At 70.9% G+C, this 17,853-nt stretch carries 16 protein-coding genes; 6 read left to right on the top strand and 10 right to left on the bottom strand.

The features are described from left to right. Nucleotides 1-44: 44 nt before the first annotated feature. On the bottom strand, nt 45-1,484 hold the full coding sequence (locus QMF80_RS23765) for a gamma-aminobutyraldehyde dehydrogenase (protein ID WP_283456480.1): 1,440 nt from the start codon (nt 1,482-1,484) through the stop codon (nt 45-47). A 169-nt stretch (nt 1,485-1,653) separates the two neighbouring features. On the opposite strand from QMF80_RS23765, the gene QMF80_RS23760 reads away from it, so the two are divergent. The 6 genes from QMF80_RS23760 to QMF80_RS23735 all read left to right on the top strand — a co-directional run bounded on the left by QMF80_RS23760 (nt 1,654) and on the right by QMF80_RS23735 (nt 7,673). Next, nucleotides 1,654-2,157: an Lrp/AsnC family transcriptional regulator gene (locus tag QMF80_RS23760; RefSeq protein WP_283456478.1), complete on the top strand. Its 504-nt coding sequence runs from the start codon at nt 1,654-1,656 to the stop codon at nt 2,155-2,157. Beyond that, complete coding sequence (locus QMF80_RS23755) at nt 2,142-3,521, top strand: aspartate aminotransferase family protein (RefSeq protein ID WP_283456476.1); 1,380 nt, start codon at nt 2,142-2,144, stop codon at nt 3,519-3,521. The genes QMF80_RS23760 and QMF80_RS23755 overlap by 16 nt, the downstream gene beginning before the upstream one ends. A 163-nt stretch (nt 3,522-3,684) precedes the next feature. Next, the gene (locus QMF80_RS23750; protein WP_283456474.1) at nt 3,685-4,509 is read left to right on the top strand and encodes an ABC transporter ATP-binding protein; all 825 of its coding nucleotides are present in this window, start codon (nt 3,685-3,687) and stop codon (nt 4,507-4,509) included. Further along, nucleotides 4,491-5,570, top strand: coding sequence for a hypothetical protein (locus QMF80_RS23745; RefSeq protein ID WP_283456472.1), 1,080 nt, complete (start codon nt 4,491-4,493; stop codon nt 5,568-5,570). The genes QMF80_RS23750 and QMF80_RS23745 overlap by 19 nt, the downstream gene beginning before the upstream one ends. Before the next feature lie 26 nt (nt 5,571-5,596). Then, on the top strand, nt 5,597-6,688 hold the full coding sequence (locus QMF80_RS23740; protein WP_283456470.1) for an LOG family protein: 1,092 nt from the start codon (nt 5,597-5,599) through the stop codon (nt 6,686-6,688). Nucleotides 6,689-6,767: 79 nt separating this feature from the next. Next, nucleotides 6,768-7,673: a DMT family protein gene (locus QMF80_RS23735; RefSeq protein WP_283456468.1), complete on the top strand. Its 906-nt coding sequence runs from the start codon at nt 6,768-6,770 to the stop codon at nt 7,671-7,673. Between the two features lie 100 nt (nt 7,674-7,773). Here the strand turns inward: QMF80_RS23735 and QMF80_RS23730 are convergent, their stop codons facing one another. The 9 genes from QMF80_RS23730 to rpsB all read right to left on the bottom strand — a co-directional run bounded on the left by QMF80_RS23730 (nt 7,774) and on the right by rpsB (nt 17,798). Then, the gene (locus QMF80_RS23730; RefSeq protein ID WP_283456466.1) at nt 7,774-8,823 is read right to left on the bottom strand and encodes an ABC transporter ATP-binding protein; all 1,050 of its coding nucleotides are present in this window, start codon (nt 8,821-8,823) and stop codon (nt 7,774-7,776) included. Further along, nucleotides 8,823-10,439 (bottom strand): ABC transporter permease, encoded by a 1,617-nt coding sequence (locus tag QMF80_RS23725; protein ID WP_283456571.1) that lies wholly within the window; start codon nt 10,437-10,439, stop codon nt 8,823-8,825. Before QMF80_RS23725 ends, QMF80_RS23730 begins: the two co-directional genes overlap by 1 nt. Nucleotides 10,440-10,582: 143 nt before the next feature. Next, complete coding sequence (locus QMF80_RS23720) at nt 10,583-11,683, bottom strand: thiamine ABC transporter substrate-binding protein (protein WP_283456464.1); 1,101 nt, start codon at nt 11,681-11,683, stop codon at nt 10,583-10,585. A 264-nt stretch (nt 11,684-11,947) separates the two neighbouring features. Then, the gene (rlmN, locus tag QMF80_RS23715) at nt 11,948-13,063 is read right to left on the bottom strand and encodes a dual-specificity RNA methyltransferase RlmN (protein WP_283456462.1); all 1,116 of its coding nucleotides are present in this window, start codon (nt 13,061-13,063) and stop codon (nt 11,948-11,950) included. 140 nt (nt 13,064-13,203) lie between these two features. Next, on the bottom strand, nt 13,204-14,271 hold the full coding sequence (locus QMF80_RS23710; protein ID WP_283456459.1) for a phosphatidate cytidylyltransferase: 1,068 nt from the start codon (nt 14,269-14,271) through the stop codon (nt 13,204-13,206). Further along, a complete protein-coding gene (gene frr, locus QMF80_RS23705) occupies nt 14,271-14,828 on the bottom strand; it encodes a ribosome recycling factor (RefSeq protein WP_283456569.1) in 558 nt (185 codons plus the stop codon). Before frr ends, QMF80_RS23710 begins: the two co-directional genes overlap by 1 nt. Nucleotides 14,829-14,897: 69 nt before the next feature. Further along, entirely contained in the window at nt 14,898-15,677 is a 780-nt protein-coding gene (gene pyrH / locus QMF80_RS23700; RefSeq protein WP_283456458.1) for a UMP kinase, read from the bottom strand. A gap of 162 nt (nt 15,678-15,839) precedes the next feature. After that, complete coding sequence (tsf, locus tag QMF80_RS23695) at nt 15,840-16,676, bottom strand: translation elongation factor Ts (RefSeq protein ID WP_283456457.1); 837 nt, start codon at nt 16,674-16,676, stop codon at nt 15,840-15,842. A 162-nt stretch (nt 16,677-16,838) separates the two neighbouring features. Further along, entirely contained in the window at nt 16,839-17,798 is a 960-nt protein-coding gene (gene rpsB, locus QMF80_RS23690; RefSeq protein WP_283456456.1) for a 30S ribosomal protein S2, read from the bottom strand. Nucleotides 17,799-17,853 lie beyond the last annotated feature (55 nt).

Raw genomic sequence — 17,853 nt, 5'->3', positions numbered from 1 at the left:
TCAGCCCGGGCACAGCGGTCGATCAGCCCTGACTCAGCCGTCGATCAGCCGTCGAGCGAGGTCATCACGTGCTTGATGCGGGTGTAGTCCTCGAAGCCGTAGGCCGACAGGTCCTTGCCGTAGCCGGACTTCTTGTACCCGCCGTGCGGCATCTCGGCGACCAGCGGAATGTGGGTGTTGATCCACACGCAGCCGAAGTCGAGGTTCTTTGACATGCGCATCGCGCGGCCGTGGTTCTTGGTCCACACCGAGGAGGCGAGGGCGAACTCGACGCCGTTCGCGTACTCCAGCGCCTGCGACTCGTCCGTGAAGGACTGGACGGTGATGACCGGCCCGAAGACCTCGTTCTGGATGATCTCGTCGTCCTGCCGGAGACCGGAGACCACGGTGGGGGCGTAGAAGTAGCCCTTCTCGCCCACCTGGTGGCCGCCCGCCTCGACCTTGGCGTGCGCGGGGAGCCGCTCGATGAAGCCAGCGACCTGCTTGAGCTGGTTCGGGTTGTTCAGCGGACCGTAGAGCACGTCCTCGTCGTCCGGCTGGCCGGTCTTGGTGTCGGCCGCGTTCTTGGCGAGCGCCGCGACGAACTCGTCGTGGATCGACTCGTGGACGAGGACGCGGGTGGCCGCGGTGCAGTCCTGGCCGGCGTTGAAGAAGCCCGCGACCGCGATGTCCTCGGCGGCCTTCGCGAGGTCGGCGTCCTCGAAGACCACGACCGGGGCCTTGCCGCCCAGCTCCAGGTGGACGCGCTTGACGTCCTTGGCGGCGCTCTCGGCGACCTGCATGCCCGCGCGCACCGAGCCGGTGATGGAGGCCATCGCCGGAGTGCTGTGCTCGACCATCGCCCGGCCGGTCTCCCGGTCGCCGCAGACGACGTTGAAGACGCCCTTGGGCAGGATCGAGTCCATGATCTCGGCCATCAGGAGCGTCGAGGCCGGGGTGGTGTCCGAGGGCTTGAGGACCACGGTGTTGCCCGCCGCGATGGCCGGGGCGAACTTCCACACGGCCATCATCATCGGGTAGTTCCACGGCGCGACCTGCGCGCAGACGCCGACCGGCTCGCGGCGCACGATCGAGGTCATGCCCTCCATGTACTCGCCGGCGGAACGGCCTTCGAGCAGCCGGGCAGCGCCCGCGAAGAAGCGGATCTGGTCCACCATCGGCGGCAGTTCCTCGCTGGCCGTGAGGCCCAGCGGCTTGCCGGTGTTCTGCGACTCGGCGGCCACCAGCTCCTCGGCGCGCGCCTCGAAGGCGTCGGCGATCTTGAGGAGCGCCTTCTGGCGCACGGCGGGGGTGGTGTCGCGCCAGCCCGGGAAGGCGGCCGCGGCGGCGGCCATGGCGGCGTCGACGTCGTCCTGCCCGGACAGCGGGGCGGTGGCGTACACCTCGCCCGTGGCGGGGTTGACCACCTCCGTGGTCCGGCCGTCGGCGGCGTCCTTGAACTCTCCGCCGATGTAGTTGCGCAGACGACGCAGTTCGCTGGTCACTACAGCCACACTCCTGATCACATGTCCAACGGTTGAGACAAAACCCCAGCCTAGCCCCTCGGGAGACGCTTTCGACAGAGCCGGACGCCACCAACTACGAAATCCGCGCAATCAGAGACCCCGAACAACGAATTACATCGGTCAAGGCTTGCGGAACAGACGACTCCTCGTGCACAGTGAAGCCGTGGCCAGTCGAAGCGCAGATTCCCGGAACAGACAACCGTCCCCTTCGGTCGATGCTGTGTCCCTGGCGATCATCGAGCAACTGCAGGAGGACGGACGCCGTCCTTACGCGGCGATCGGCAAGGCCGTCGGCCTTTCCGAGGCGGCTGTGCGCCAGCGCGTACAGAAGCTGCTCGACCAGGGCGTCATGCAGATCGTGGCCGTCACCGACCCACTCACCGTGGGCCTGCGGCGTCAGGCGATGGTCGGCATCAATGTCGAGGGGGACCTCGATCCGGTGGCCGACGCGCTGGCCGCGATGGCCGAGTGCGAGTACGTGGTGATGACCGCGGGCTCCTTCGATCTGATGGTGGAGATCGTCTGCGAGGACGACGACCACCTGCTCGACACGATCAACAAGAAGATCCGCGCGCTCCCCGGCGTGCGATCAACCGAAAGCTTCGTCTACCTGAAGCTGAAGAAGCAGACCTACATGTGGGGAACCCGATAACCGTGAGCCAGGACCTCTCCAAGACCGCGTACGACCACCTGTGGATGCACTTCACCCGCATGTCGGACTACGAGAACGCGCCCGTCCCCACCATCGTCCGGGGCGAAGGCACCTACATCTGGGACGACAAGGGCAAGCGCTACCTGGACGGTCTCGCCGGACTGTTCGTGGTCAACGCCGGTCACGGCCGCAAGGAACTGGCCGAGGTCGCCTACAAGCAGGCGCAGGAACTCGCGTTCTTCCCCATCTGGTCGTACGCGCACCCCAAGGCCGTCGAGCTGGCCGAGCGCCTCGCGCACTACGCCCCGGGCGACCTGAACAAGGTCTTCTTCACCACCGGTGGCGGCGAGGCCGTCGAGACCGCCTGGAAGCTCGCCAAGCAGTACTTCAAGCTGCAGGGCAAGCACACCAAGTACAAGGTCATCTCGCGTGCGGTGGCCTATCACGGCACCCCGCAGGGCGCCCTGTCCATCACCGGTCTGCCGGCCCTCAAGGCCCCCTTCGAGCCGCTGGTCCCCGGCGCGCACAAGGTGGTCAACACCAACATCTACCGCGCCCCGATCCACGGCGACAACCCGGAGGCCTACGGCCGCTGGTGCGCCGACCAGATCGAGCAGGAGATCCTGTTCGAGGGCGCGGACACCGTCGCCGCCGTCTTCCTGGAGCCGGTACAGAACGCCGGCGGCTGCTTCCCGCCGCCGCCCGGCTACTTCCAGCGCGTCCGCGAGATCTGCGACCAGTACGACGTACTGCTCGTCTCCGACGAGACGATCTGCGCCTTCGGCCGCCTCGGCACGATGTTCGCCTGTGACAAGTTCGACTACATCCCGGACATGATCACCTGCGCCAAGGGCATGACCTCGGGCTACTCCCCGATCGGTGCCTGCATCATCTCGGACAAGCTCGCCGAGCCGTTCTACAAGGGTGACAACACCTTCCTGCACGGCTACACCTTCGGTGGCCACCCGGTCTCCTCGGCCGTGGCCCTCGCCAACCTCGACATCTTCGACAAGGAGGGCCTCAACCAGCACGTGCTGGACAACGAGGACGCCTTCTTCTCGACGCTGAAGAAGCTGCACGACCTGCCCATCGTCGGCGACGTCCGCGGCAACGGCTTCTTCTACGGCATCGAGCTGGTCAAGGACAAGAGCACCAAGGAGTCCTTCACGGACGAGGAGACGGAGCGCGTGCTCTACGGCTTCCTCTCCAAGGCGCTCTTCGAGAACGGCCTGTACTGCCGCGCCGACGACCGCGGTGACCCGGTCATCCAGCTGGCCCCGCCGCTGATCGCCGACCAGGGCACCTTCGACGAGATCGAGGGCATCCTGCGCTCGGTGCTCACCGAGGCGTGGACCAAGCTCTAAATCAGGTCGCCGCTCAGCCGGTCCACACGGCCCGGATCCTCCGTTCGAGTGAGAACGAGGGGGTCCGGGCCGTGTGCTGTAGCCAGCCAAGACGTTCATCTCTTTACATCTCATTGCGGTGCCAGTGACTTCAGCCGGCTCCGCTTCGTTCCCCCGGACGGAGGTGTACGCCATGGTTGCTCCACCGGACAACGACGTGCTCTGGGCACGCTCTCTGCACTACTCCCACAGCGGTTCGCCCGGCCTCATCGGTGTCTCGGTCGGCGTGCGGCGCGGCGAGGTCCTCGCCGTGACCGGCCCCCGAGGCAGCGGCAAGACCACCCTGCTGCGCTGCCTCGCCGGGCAGCTCGTGCCCGAGCAGGGCGAGGTCTGGTTCGACGGGGTACCCGTGCACACCATGGGACCGTCGGCCCGGGAGCGCCTGCGCCGCGACCGGTTCGGCTGGATCGGCCCCGAGCCGGGCCTGCTGCCCGAGCTGAAGGTGTGGGAGAACGCCGCGCTGCCGCTGCTCATCGCGGGCGCCCCGCACCGCGCCGCCAAGCACGCGGCCTGCGAATGGCTGGACCGGCTCGACATCGGGGCCTTCGCCCGCAAGCGCCCCAGCGCCCTGACCCGCGCCGAGTCCCAGCGGGTGGCGCTGGCCCGCGCCCTGGTCGGCGAGCCCTCCGTGATCTTCGCCGACGACCCCACGGCCCCGCTGCACCGCGCCGAGCAGGCCAACCTGCTCCGCACGCTCACCACCGCCGCCCGCTCGCACGAGATCACCGTGCTGCTGGCCACCCACGACGAGCGGACCGCCGAGGTGGCCGACCGCCGGGTGGCCCTGCTCGACGGGCGCCCGGCCACGGCCCCGGGCTCCGAGGCCGAAGCCGACGCCGACGCGACCGCGACCGCAGCCGCAGCCGCAGCCGCCGAGACGAACGCGGACGCGCGGCTGGCGCTGACCACCGATGCGGAGGGTCAGGGCGCGTGCTCGCTCTCCGTCTGACCCGGGGCGCCCGGCCGCTCGTCCAGTTCCGGCGACTGCTGGTCGCGGCCGCCTCCGCCGGCACCGGCTTCCTGCTGCTGTACGTGCTCGCCGGGGCGCTCGACGGGCCCACCGGATCGTTCCCCCGGCTGCTGTGGGCCCTCGTACCGCTGGTCCTGACCGTGCACTTCGCCGTCGCGGTGGCCCGTACCGACCCGGCCACCCGGCCCCGCACGGGGATGGACGCGGCCGGGCTGGGGCCCGTGCGGCTCGCCCTCGTCGCCGCCCTCTCCACCGCCATCGCCTGCACCCTGGGCAGCGCCCTGGCGCTGGCCGTCTTCCTGCACCTGCGCGGGGAGGTGTCCGGACTGCCCTTCGACGGCGCCGGAGCCGCCCTGCTGCACGCGGACCAGCCGCTCCCGGTCGCCGCCGCCCTCACCCTGCTCGCGCTGGCGCCGCTGACCGCCTCGGCGGCCGCCGCGCTCGCCCTGCGGCCCCGGGCGCGGGCGCCCCGTACCCCGCAGGCCGAGCTGCCCTGGGGCATCTCGCTCACCGCCTGCGGACTGGCCGTCGAGGCGTACGCGGGACGCGGCAGCGCCGGGATGCTCATCGGCTGGGCCCTGACCGCGGCCGGGCTGTCCCTCGCCGGACCGGGACTCGCCTACGCCTGCGGAACCCTGGTCCAGGCGGTGCGCCCCGGCGCGCTGCGGCTGCTGGCCGGGCGGACCCTCCAGGAGGAGGCGCCGCGGTTCGGCAGGCCGCTGGGCGTCCTGTGCGCCGTGGCGGCGGCCGCGCTGAGCGCGCTCGCGCTGCGCGGCAGCGGCGGCCTGCACGTGCCGCTGGGCCCGCTGAGCGCACCGGCGGCCGCGCTGGTCGCCGTCTGCGCGGCCGGAACCCTGCTGGTCACCGCCGTCGAAGTGCGCCAGACCCGCGCGGGGGTCTACGAGAGCCTGCGCGGCCTGGGCGGCGCGGCCGGGATCCTGCGCGGGGCGGTGGCTCTGCGGACGGCGGCGCTGCTCGCCGTGTGCGTGCCGCTCAGCTGGGGTGTGGCGCAGCTGACGGTGCTGGCCCTGTCTCGCTGAGCCGGGGAGCCCTTAGTGTGGGCGGAATGGTTTTCCCAGACATCGAGATCGAGACCCTCGCCGAATTCGACCAGGTCGTCGCCCGCGGTGACCTGAGCGGCTACCGCGTCCAGTCGGTGAACCTGCTGGACCGGACCCTGGCCCTGCTGTCCTGCGACACCTCGGCCGCCGTGTTCCTCGGCTGCCCGATGGCGGCGGACGCGTCGGCGAAGGTGCGGGCCGACGGGGCGCTGGTCTTCCCTCCGGTGCCGGACCTGCCGTTCAACCCCTACCGGGGTCTGCTGTACACCCCGCAGGAACTGTTCGACGCGCTCCCCTCGGGTTACGAGGCCACCCCGGACGCCCAGACGTACGCCTGGCTCCAGGAGGCGAAGGCCGACGGGGACGTCTTCTCGTCCATGCTGCGCTCCATCCACGACGACGCGATCTCCGACGCCCTCGACGAGCACCTGACGGGGGCGCGGGTGGTGGGCGTGATGGGCGGCCACGCGATGGCCCGCGGCACCGCGGAGTACGCGGGCGCGGCCCGGCTGGGCCGGAGTCTGGCCCGCGCCGGTCTCACCGTGGCCACGGGCGGCGGGCCGGGCGCGATGGAGGCGGCCAACCTCGGCGCCTACCTGTCCCCCGCTCCGGACGAGGCCGTCGAGGAGGCGCTGGAGCTGCTGGCCAAGGCGCCGTCGTTCGTCCCGTCGGTCTCCGACTGGGCGCGGGCGGCCTTCGCGGTGCGCGAGCGCTTCCCCGCGGGCGGGGACTCGGTGGGCATCCCGACGTGGTTCTACGGCCACGAGCCGCCGAACGCCTTCGCGGGCCACATCGCGAAGTACTTCGCGAACGCCACCCGCGAGGACGGGCTCCTCGCCCGGTCCACCGCGGGCGTGGTCTTCCTGCCGGGCGCCGCCGGAACGGTCCAGGAGATCTTCGACAACGCCACCCCGAACTACTACGGGTCCCGGGGCGAGGCGACCCCGATGATCCTGGTGGACCGGGCGCACTGGACCGAGCGGCTCCCCGCCTGGCCGCTGCTGCGGGCGCTGGCCGCGGGCCGTCCGATGGAGTCCAGGATCGCCCTGGTCGACTCGGTCGACGAGGTTCCGGAGACACTCGCCGCATTCGGATAGTCGCGGGAGGCAACTCCGGAGCCGGTTCCCACGTCTGGCAGAGGTACGCGAAACCTGCCAGACGTGAACGGAGCCCTCTGTGCTCATCGGCCTGCTGACCGCTGTCGCCGCGTCCATCTGCTACGGCACGGGATCCGTCCTGCAAGCCGTCGGCTCCCGCAAGGCGGCCCGCGCCTCCGACATCGGCGCGGGGGTCACCCAGCACGGTGGCCCCAACCTCGCCTCCACCGCTCAAGCCGCGATGACCTGGGAGTTCATCGTCGGCACCATCCTGGACTTCCTGGGCTTCGGGCTCGGCGCGCTGGCCGCGCGGCTGCTGCCGCTGTTCCTGTCCCAGACCGTCATCAGCGCCAACCTGGTGATCACCGCCGTGCTGAGCGTGAAGATGCTCGGGATCAGGCTGACCCGCAAGGAGTGGACCTCCATCGGGGTGGTCTGCGGCGCGCTGGTGCTGCTGGCGACGGCCGCGGGCCACGAGGGCGGACACTACGCCCCGGCCGCGACGCACTGGTCGCTGCTGGCCGTGACCGTCCTGATCATCGCGGGCGGCACGGTGGCCGTACGGTTCCTGGGCGGGCGGGCCGCGATCCTGGCCGGTCTGCTGTCGGGCCTGGCGTTCGGCGCGCTGGGCGTCGGCGTACGGATCCTGGACGGGATCGACCCCTTCGACCTGGGCGCGCTGCTGACGGACCCGGCGCTGTACGCGATCCTGCTCGCCGGGACCGGCGGCATGTACCTGCACACGATCGCGCTGCAGATCGGCTCGGTGAACGGGGCGACGGCGGCGCTGGTCGTCGGCGAGACGGTGCTGCCGGGGGCGATCGGGGTCCTGTGGCTCGGGGACGCGTCCCGGCCGGGGCTGGCGTGGCTGGCCGTCCTGGGCTTCGTCCTGGCGGTCGCGGGCGCGGTGGCGGTGGCCTGGTTCGGCAACCACGAGGGGGCCGAGGCGGAAGCCGCATCCCCGGACCCGGTGCCGGTCGCCTGACCCGGCGGGGCCCCGGGGCTCCGGTCCTCGCCTGCCGGACGGGCTGGATGTGCCGCCGCGCGGCGCATCCGCCCTCGCCCCTGCGGAGCCGGGCCCGGGGCTACTCCGGAGCGGAGCCCGGGGGCTGCTCCGGCGGGAGGACGACCACCTCGGACGGGGTGAACGCGACCCGCACCCGGTCCCCCGGCGACGGCGCCCCGGCCAGCCCGCACTCGGCCTCCAGCCCCGGCCCGCCCCCCTCGGCGCGCAGCAGCAGCGCCACGTGCGTCCCCCGGAAGGTCCTGGACTCCACCGCGCACGGCAGCCCGTCGGGCCCCGGCACCACCCCCGCCGGGCGCACCAGCAGCAGGCACGGCCCCGCCGGGGACCCGGCCGGGACCGGGATCCGGCCCCACACCGTGTCGGCCACACCCCCCGAGACCACCGCCGGGACCACGTTCTCGAAGCCGAGGAACCGCGCCACGAACTCGGACGCGGGCCGCTGCCAGACCTCCAGCGGGGTCCCGGCCTGGGCGATCCGCCCGTCCCGCATGACCACCACCCGGTCGGCCAGCGCGAAGGCCTCGCCCTGGTCGTGGGTCACGGCCAGCACGGTCGTGCCGAGCCGGGAGAAGAGCCCGCGCAGCTCCAAGACCAGCCGCTCGCGCAGCCCCCGGTCCAGCTGGCCGAGGGGTTCGTCCAGCATCAGCAGCCGGGGCGAGGGGGCCAGGGCGCGGGCCAGGGCCACCCGCTGCTGTTCACCGCCGGACAAGGACGCCACCGCCCGGCGCTGCGCGCCAGGGAGGCCGACCAGTTCCAGCAGTTCGGCCACCCGGCCCTCGCACGACGGCCGCGCGTCGCCCCGCATCCGCAGCCCGAAGGCCACGTTCCCGCCGACGTCCCGGTGCGGGAAGAGCTGGTGGTCCTGGAACATCAGGCCCACCCCGCGCCGGTGCACCGGCACCGCGCGCTGGTCGGCGCCGCCGAGCCGCACCCGTCCGGCGGCGGTCTCCTGGAGTCCGGCGACCACCCGCAGCAGGGTGGACTTCCCGCTTCCGCTGGGGCCGAGCACGCACACGGTCTCGTGCTCGGCGACCGCCAGGTCGACCTCGTCCACGACGGCGCGCTCACCGAAGCGCACCGACACTCCGCTCAGTTCCAGCAGGGGCATCAGAACTCTCCGGAGGTGTTGTCGGGTCGCAGTCGCTCCAGCACCAGCAGGGACACCGCGCACACCAGCATCAGGATCGTGCTCAGGGCCATCGCCTGCCCGTAGTTCATCTCGCCCGCGCGCCCCAGCAGCCGGGCCACGGCCACGGGCAGCGTCGGGTGGTCGGGCCGGGCGATGAAGACGGTCGCGCCGAACTCGCCGAGCGAGACCGCGAAGGCGAATCCGGCGGCGATCAGCAGCGCCCGCCGCACCAGCGGCAGGTCCACCTCCCGCCAGGCCCGCAGCGGCGAGGCGCCGAGCACGGCGGCGGCCTCGCGCAGCCGTCCGTCCACGGCGCGCAGTACGGGCAGCATGGTCCGTACGACGAAGGGCACACCGACCAGCGCCTGGGCCAGCGGCACCAGGATCCACGAGGTCCGCAGGTCCAGCGGCGGCTCGTCGAGGGTGATCAGGAAGCCGAAGCCGACCGTGACGGCGGACACCCCGAGGGGGAGCATGAGCAGCGCGTCGAACCCGCGCACGAACCGCCCCCCGCGCCGGGTGAGTGCCGCGGCCGCGAGCCCCCCGATGACCAGGGCGATGGCGGTGGCGGCCAGCGCGTACTGGAGGGAGTTCCAGATCGCCTCCAGCGGCGGCACCAGGAACGTTCCGCCCCCGGCGCCCGCGTCCCCCAGGGCCCGGTAGAAGCCGAGGCCGTACCCGCCGGGCGCGTCGAAGGAGCGTTCCACGAGCACCCCGAGGGGCAGCACGATCAGCAGGGCCACCGTCAAAAGCACCCCGCCGAGCAGCAGCCGCTGACCGGGGCCGCGGGGCCGCCGCGCGGTCCGCGAGGGATCGACCAGGCGCAGCGCGGTCTCCCGCTTGCGCACGGTCCGGGCGTGCACGGCGAGGACGGCGCCGACGGCCACGAACTGCACCATCGTGAGCACGGCGGCGGTCGGCAGGTCCAGGAGCTGCGCGGTCTGCCGGTAGACCTCCACCTCCAGCGTGGAGTACGCCGGTCCGCCGAGGATCTGCACGACGCCGAAGGAGGTGAAGGTGAACAGGAACACCATGAGGGCGGCCGCGGCGACGGCCGGGCCGAGCGCGGGCAGCGTCACCCGGCGCCACGCGGCGAACCGTCCGGCGCCCAGCACCCGGGCGGCTTCCTCCTGGCGCGGATCGAGCTGCGCCCACAGGCCGCCGACCGTGCGGACCACGACGGCGTAGTTGAAGAAGACGTGGGCGAGCAGGATCGCCCAGACCGTGGTGTCCAGGCGTACGCCCCACAGCTCGTCCAGCATGCCGCCGCGCCCGACCAGGGCCAGGAAGGCGGTGCCGACGACCACGGTGGGCAGCACGAACGGAACGGTGACGACCGCGCGCAGCAGCTGCTTGCCGGGGAAGGCGAAGCGCGCGAGGACGTACGCCCCGGGCAGCGCGACGAGCAGGGTCAGCGCGGTGGAGGCGAGTGCCTGCCAGGTGGTGAACCACAGGACGTCGCCGATGTCGGGCCGGGCGAGCACCTCGCCGATCCGGCCGAACTGCCAGCCGTCCTCCGTCTTGAGGCCGCGGCCGACGATCGCGGCGACCGGGTAGGCGAAGAAGAGGGCGAAGAAGGCGAGGGGTACGGCCATCAGGGCGAGCCGCACCGCGACCGCCCGGCGCCCTTCGGCGCCGGGGGCCGGACCCCGCCCGGGACGCGCGGGCGGACCGGGGTCCGGCGCGCCGGACCCCGGTCCGGCGCCCCCCGGCGCAGCGCCGGACCCCTTCGCGGCGCTTACTTCACGACGAGCGAAGACCATGCCTTGACCCACTGCTCACGGTTCTTGGCGATGGCGTCCGGAGCGACCGTCTCCGGCTTCTCGATCACCACGCCGTGCTTCGTGAAGGCCTCGGGCAGCTTCGCGTCCTTGACCACCGGGTTCACGAACATCTGGAGGGGCATGTCCTCCTGGAACTTCTTGCTCACCAGGAAGTCGAGCAGGGCCTTGCCGCCCTCCTCGTTCTTCGCGCCCTTGAGCAGGCCCGCGAACTCGACCTGGCGGAAGCAGGTGCCGGTGGCCACGCCCGTGGGCGCCTCGGCGGGCTGCGGCTCGGCGTAGATCACCTCGACCGGCGGGCTGGAGGCGTAGGAGACGACCAGCGGACGGTCGCCCTTGGCCTTCTTGCCGCCAGCGGAGCCGGAGAACCGCTCGTTGTAGGCCTGCTCCCAGCCGTCGACGACCTCGACGCCGTTGGCCTTGAGCTTGGACCAGTAGTCCTTCCAGCCCGCGTCGCCGTACTTGCCGACGGAGGCGAGGAGGAAGCCGAGGCCCGGCGAGGAGGTCGCCGCGTTCTCGGTGACCAGCAGGTTCTTGTACTCCGGCTTGATCAAGTCGTCCAGCGTCTGCGGCGGGGCGATCTTCTTGTCGGCGAAGTACGCCTTGTCGTAGTTGACGCAGATGTCACCGGAGTCGACCGGGGTGACCCGGTGCGCCGTGTCGAGCTGGTACTCGGCGCCGACCTGGGCCAGGCCCTTGGCCTCGTACGGGGTGAAGATGCCGTTGTCGAGCGCGCGCGAGAGCAGGGTGTTGTCCACGCCGAAGAAGACGTCGCCGCGCGGCGAGCCCTTGGTGAGGATCTCCTGGTTGAGGGCGGCGCCCGCGTCCCCGCTCTTGAGGACCTTGACCGTGTAGCCGCTCTGCTGCTCGAACTCCTTGAGGACCGCGGGGGTCACGTTGAAGGAGTCGTGGCTGACCAGAGTGATCGTCTTCTGCTTCGGCGCGTCGCTCGCGCCCGTGGACGTGTCCTTGGCGTCGCCGCCGCCGCACGCGGCGAGCGTGCTGATGCCCAGCGCGACGGCGAGCGCGCTGCCCGCGATCTTCTTGGTGGTGTTCATGGAATGCTTCCTCCTGGGATGACCAGGAGAAGACGCGGCCCTGCCCGGCGCCTCGCGCCACAGGGGCGGGAGAGCGGTCGCCGGGCAGGGCGCAACAGCTTGAGTGATGACCGAACTTCCTACCCGGAATGACCCGGGCAAGGTTCAGAGGGTCTGCGGTGACGGTTACCGCACTCTCAGCGCTGTGGCGCTCCCCTGTCGGAATATGCAGTTGGTTCGGCCACAGGGTACCCCGTGGCCGAACCGCCGGAGGAAACCCGGAATCTAACGCTCCGATGCGGCGAGCTGGCCGCAGGCGCCGTCGATCTCCTGGCCGCGGGTGTCCCGTACGGTCACCGGGACGCCGTGGTTCGCGATCGCCTGGACGAAGGCCTTCTCGTCCTCGGGGCGCGAGGCGGTCCACTTGGAGCCCGGGGTCGGGTTCAGCGGGATCAGGTTCACGTGGACCCGCTTGCCCTTGAGCAGGCGGCCCAGCCGGTCACCGCGCCAGGCCTGGTCGTTGATGTCGCGGATCAGCGCGTACTCGATGGAGATGCGGCGGCCGGACTTGTCGGCGTACTCCCAGGCGGCGTCCAGCACCTCGCGGACGTTCCAGCGGGTGTTCACCGGCACCAGGGTGTCGCGCAGCTCGTCGTCGGGCGCGTGCAGCGAGACGGCCAGCCGGCACTTGAAGCCCTCGTCGGCGAACCGGAGCATGGCCGGGACCAGACCGACGGTGGAGACGGTGATGCCGCGCTGCGACAGGCCGAGGCCGTCGGGCTCCGGGTCGGTCAGGCGGCGGATCGCGCCGACCACCCGGTTGTAGTTGGCCAGCGGCTCGCCCATGCCCATGAAGACGATGTTCGACAGCCGCGCCGGGCCGCCGGGAACGTCGCCGTCGCGCAGGGCGCGCATGCCGTCGACGATCTGGTGCACGATCTCGGCGGTGGAGAGGTTGCGGTCCAGGCCCGCCTGGCCGGTGGCGCAGAACGGGCAGTTCATCCCGCAGCCCGCCTGCGAGGAGATGCACATGGTGACCCGCTCGGGGTAGCGCATCAGGACGGACTCGACGAGCGTGCCGTCGTGCAGCTTCCACAGGGTCTTGCGGGTGGTGTCCTCGTCGCACGAGATGTGCCGGACGACCGACATCAGGTCCGGGAGCAGCTCCTCCCGGAGCTTCTCGCGGGAGGCCGCGGGGATGTCCGTCCACTGCGCCGGGTCGTGGTTGTACCGGGCGAAGTAGTGCTGCGAGAGCTGCTTGGCCCGGAAGGGCTTCTCACCGATCGCGGCGACCGCTTCGCGTCGCTCCTCGGGGGTGAGGTCGGCCAGGTGCCGCGGGGGCTTCTTGACCCCGCGAGGGGCGACGAAAGTGAGCTCTCCCGGGACAGGACGGGGGGCCATGGCAGGTACTCCTCGGTAAAGACGAAAGGCGCACCGCAAGAAGCAGCGCGCCCTTCAAGGGTAACCGCCCGGGCGGTTCCGCCCCTCTCGGGCGGACTCTCCCGGTCCGTTCTCCGTGCCCGGTCCGTACGACCCGCTGGTCAGCCCGTACCGACGAACGCCGCCAGCAGCAGCCACACCACGGGCGCCGTCGGCAGCAGCGAGTCCAGCCGGTCCATGATCCCGCCGTGGCCCGGCAGCAGCGTGCCCATGTCCTTGATGCCCAGGTCCCGCTTGATCATCGACTCGCCGAGGTCGCCCAGCGTGGCGCTCACCGCGACCGCGAGGCCGAGCAGCAGGCCCTGCCACCAGGCTCCGTCGCTGATCAGGAACTCCATGCACAGCGCCCCCGCCAACATCGCGAAGGCCACCGCTCCGAAGAGCCCCTCACGGGTCTTGCCAGGGCTGATGCGCGGGGCCAGCTTGTGCTTGCCGAAGCGCCAGCCGACCGCGTAGGCACCGGTGTCGCTGACCACCGTCAGCAGCAGGAAGGTGACCACCCGCTGCGGCCCGTCGTCGGCGGTGAGCAGCATCGCGACGAACGTGGCGAGGAAGGGCACGTAGAACGCGGCGAAGACGCCCGCCGTGACGTCCTTGAGGTAGTCCTCGGGCGGTTCGGTCATCCGCCACACGAGCACCGCGAGCGCGGTGAGGGCCATCGCGACCCAGGCGCCCTCGGCCCCGCGGACGTATCCGGCGATGACCATGGCCGCGCCGCCGACCGCGAGCGGTACGAGCGGGGCCTTGATGCCCTTCTTCTCCTGGAGGCGGGAGGTCAGCTCCCACAGCCCCACGACGACCGCGACGACGACCACGCCGACGAAGACGGCCTTGACGATGAACAGCGAGGCGAAGATCACCGCACCGAGGCCGATGCCGACCCCTATGGCGGCGCGCAGGTCACGCCCGGCCCGCTTCTTCTGCGGGGGCTGCGAGGCGTCCTGCGGTGCCTGCGAAGGTGGGGTGGGCATGGGCTCCTGCGGCGGCGTCTCGGCGCGGAACTGGGGGCCGCCCGCTGCGGCGGCCCCCGGATCGCGTGCTTCCCGGTCGTCGAAGTCACGGCCGGCGGCATCGGGCACGATGGGCATGGGCCGAGTGTGCGGGCCCACCAGCGCATCGTATGCGGGACCCGCCGGAACCGGCTCCGCCCGCCAGGGAGAGTCGTTCATCAGACCTCGAGCAGCTCGGCTTCCTTGTGCTTGAGCAGCTCGTCCACCTGCGCGACGTACTTCGCGGTGGCGTCGTCGAGCTCCTTCTCGGCGCGGCGCACCTCGTCCTCGCCGGCCTCCTTGTCCTTCACCATCTTGTCGAGGGTGTCCTTCGCCTTGCGGCGGACGGCGCGGATGGAGATCTTGGAGTCCTCGGCCTTGGTCTTGGCGACCTTGATGTACTCCTTGCGGCGGTCCTGCGTCAGCTCCGGGAAGGTGACCCGGATGATGCGGCCGTCGTTGCTCGGGTTGACGCCGAGGTCGGAGTCGCGGATGGCCTGCTCGATGTTGCGCAGGGCCGACGCGTCGAAGGGCGTCACGATGGCCATGCGCGGCTCGGGCACCGCGAAGGAGGCGAGCTGGTTGATGGGCGTGATCGCGCCGTAGTAGTCGGCCACGATCTTGTTGAACATCGCCGGGTGCGCGCGGCCGGTGCGGATCGCCGCGAAGTCTTCCTTGGCGACGACGACGGCCTTCTCCATCTTCTCCTCGGCCTCGAGGAGGGTTTCTTCGATCACCACGTGCTCCTGCATGTCTTGAATGGATGGTTCAGGCTGGCGGGGCCGGCGCGGCCCCGGGCGCCCGTGTCAGGCCCGGGTGCCCTGGTCGCTGACGAGCGTGCCGATCTTCTCACCCTTGACGGCGCGGGCGATATTGCCCTCCGCGAGCAGTTCGAAGACCAGGATCGGCAGCTTGTTGTCGCGGCACAGCGTGATGGCGGTGGCGTCGGCGACCTTGAGGTCCCGGGACAGCACCTCGCTGTACTCCAGCGCGTCGAACTTCACCGCGTCCGGGTTGGTCTTCGGGTCGGAGTCGTAGACCCCGTCCACGCCGTTCTTACCCATGAGGAGCGCCTCGGCGTCGATTTCGAGGGCCCGCTGGGCAGCGGTGGTGTCGGTGGAGAAGTACGGCATGCCCATGCCCGCGCCGAAGATGACGACGCGCCCCTTCTCCAGGTGGCGCACGGCGCGCAGCGGAATGTACGGCTCCGCGACCTGCCCCATGGTGATCGCGGTCTGGACGCGCGAGTCGATGCCCTCCTTCTCCAGGAAGTCCTGGAGCGCGAGGCAGTTCATCACCGTGCCCAGCATGCCCATGTAGTCGGACCGGGCCCGGTCCATGCCGCGCTGCTGGAGCTCGGCGCCGCGGAAGAAGTTGCCGCCGCCGATGACGATCGCGATCTCCGAGCCGTCGCGGACGACGGCTGCGATCTCGCGTGCGATGGCGTGCACGACGTCGGGGTCGACGCCCAGGCCGCCGCCACCGGAGAAGGCTTCGCCGGACAGCTTCAGCATGAAGCGACGGCCCTTCTTCTCGTCGTCGCTCTTGTCGTGGGAAGCGGTGTGGGTGTCCACGCCCTGATTCATGGAGATCTCCTCGTGCACATACGAAGGAGGCCATTGCCGGTGGGTCCTCGCGGTTCCCTCTACGGCAATGGCCTCCTCGTCAGATCTGCGGTCGTCCGGCGCGAACGCGGACAACTGCCTCAGACCCTACCGGGGTCCGGTGTCCGCAGCGTACGGACGGACTCAGATGCCGACCTTGATGCGCGCGAAGCGCACCAGGGTGACACCGGCCTCGTCCAGAATCTTCTGGACGGACTTCTTGGAGTCCAGGGCGTAGGCCTGGCCAAGGAGCGTGTTGTCCTTGAAGAAGCCGTTGACGCGACCCTCGACGATCTTCGGGAGCGCGGCCTCCGGCTTGCCCTCGGCGCGGGTGACCTCTTCGGCCACGCGGCGCTCGGACTCGACGACGTCGGCGGGGACGTCATCCTTGGAGAGCCAGCGCGGGGAGAACGCGGCGATGTGCTGCGCGATGCCGCGGGCGACCTCGGCGTTCTCCTTGTCCAGCTCGACCAGGACACCGATCTGGAACGGCAGGTCGGGCATGGTGCGGTGCATGTACGCCGAGACGTAACCGCCGGTGAACTGCGCGAAGCGGTCCAGGACGATCTTCTCGCCGAGGGTGGCGTTGGCCTCGTCCACGAACGCCTGGACCGTCTTGCCGGGCTCGATCTCGGACGCGAGCAGCGCCTCGAGGTCGGCCGGGGTGGTCGCGGCGATGTGGGCGGCCAGCTGCTTGGTGACGGCCTGGAACTTGTCACCCTTGGCGACGAAGTCCGTCTCGCACTTCAGCTCGACGATGACACCGGAGGTGTTGTCGTCGGCGATGAGCGAGGCGACGGCGCCGTTCTCGGCAGAACGGCCCTCGCGCTTGGCGACGCCCTTCTGACCCTTGATACGGAGCGCCTCGATGGCCTTGTCGACGTCGCCGTCGGACTCGACCAGGGCGTTCTTGCAGTCCATCATGCCGACGCCGGTGAGCTCGCGGAGCTTCTTGACGTCAGCGGCGGTGTAGTTCGCCATGAGTCTGGGATTCTCTCTCGAAGTCGAAGATCTACGGACTGGGGGCCCCTCCCAGCGGTAGCTGGGAGATGGCGGAGGAGACGCGCTCGTGGCGCGGCTCCCCCGCCGTCATCGTCCGTGCTGGGAGTGCCCGGCGGGTGACCGCCGGGCACTCTCAGTGGGTCAGGCCTGCTCGGCGTCGGCGGCCGGAGCCTCGACGGCCGGAGCCTCGGCGACGACCTCGGCCTCGGCGACGGGCGCCTCGGCGGCCGGGGCCTCAGCCTCGACGGCCGGAGCCTCGGCGACGACGTCGGCCTCGACGGCGGCGGCCTCGGCCGGAGCCTCGGCAGCGTCGTCAGCCTTCTTGTCACCCTCGAGCAGGTCGCGCTCCCACTCGGCGAGCGGCTCGGCGGCGGCCTTCTCGCCCGGCTTCGAGTCGCCAGTGGCGGCACCGGAACGGGCGATGAGGCCCTCGGCGACGGCGTCGGCGATCACGCGGGTGAGCAGGGTGACGGAGCGGATCGCGTCGTCGTTGCCCGGGATCTTGTAGTCGACCTCGTCGGGGTCGCAGTTGGTGTCGAGGATCGCGACGACCGGGATGTGGAGCTTGCGCGCCTCACCGACGGCGATGTGCTCCTTCTTGGTGTCGACGATCCAGACGGCGCTGGGGACCTTCGACATCTCGCGGATACCACCGAGGGTCTTCTCCAGCTTGGTCTTCTCGCGCGAGAGCACGAGGAGCTCCTTCTTGGTGAGACCCGAGGCGGCGACGTCATCGAAGTCGATCGTCTCGAGCTCCTTCAGACGCTGAAGGCGCTTGTAGACGGTGGAGAAGTTGGTGAGCATGCCACCCAGCCACCGCTGGTTGACGTACGGCATACCCACGCGCGTCGCCTGCTCGGCGATGGCCTCCTGGGCCTGCTTCTTGGTACCGACGAACATGACGGAACCGCCGTGGGCGACGGTCTCCTTCACGAACTCGTAGGCGCGGTCGATGTACGACAGCGACTGCAGCAGGTCGATGATGTAGATGCCGTTGCGCTCCGTGAAGATGAAGCGCTTCATCTTCGGGTTCCAACGACGGGTCTGGTGACCGAAGTGGACGCCGCTTTCCAGCAGCTCCCGCATCGTGACGACGGCCATGGCCATCTCCTTGTTTCTCGGTTTGGTTCCTGACGCCCCACCGCGCCCTGCCCCC

It is taken from the genome of Streptomyces sp. G-G2, from assembly GCF_030063135.1.
GTDB lineage: Bacteria > Actinomycetota > Actinomycetes > Streptomycetales > Streptomycetaceae > Streptomyces.
The sequence above is the reverse complement of the archived record's forward strand: the minus strand, read 5'-3'. Positions and strand labels throughout refer to the sequence as shown.